This is a genomic window from Tritonibacter sp. SIMBA_163 (assembly GCF_046535935.1).
GTDB classification, from domain to species: Bacteria; Pseudomonadota; Alphaproteobacteria; order Rhodobacterales; family Rhodobacteraceae; genus Epibacterium; species Epibacterium scottomollicae.
In genome coordinates, this window is the sequence record NZ_JAWJBP010000153.1 from 1 (window position 1) to 396 (window position 396).

1 protein-coding gene is annotated in these 396 nt (G+C 42.2%); it reads right to left on the minus strand.

The window, feature by feature from the left end:
- On the minus strand, window positions 1–380 hold a 380-nt coding region (locus R0J92_RS21865; RefSeq protein WP_411053189.1), incomplete at its 3' end, for a hypothetical protein.
- Window positions 381–396 lie beyond the last annotated feature (16 nt).

Sequence of the window (396 nt, forward strand, 5' to 3'; positions counted from 1 at the left end):
TTCACTTCTCCGGTTTCGGTATTGATTTCATCAGCGTGATCCCCTGCTTGTTTTCTCGCTTCTTTGACAACTTTTTTATGCATGTCCTTTGCTGCGGAAACAGAATCGTCACGCTGCCTTTTCGCCTCTTTTATGAGCTTGTCGGCCTGTTTCTTACTAATTGACCCCGTTTCATCACGTTCACGGACAACGGCAGCAACCGTTTTATTATATTTATCATCAGCCTCTTTCACTGCGCCTTCCTTTGCTTTGATGCTGTTTTTAATGGTGTCCGCTGCTTGTCTCGCCGTGATACTTTTAGATTCGGTTTGTAATTTACTCATAATGGCCTTTTGTTCGACTTCGCTTTTACTCATTGTTTTAACGGCTGTTGTCATCATGCTTTTTTGAATGTTA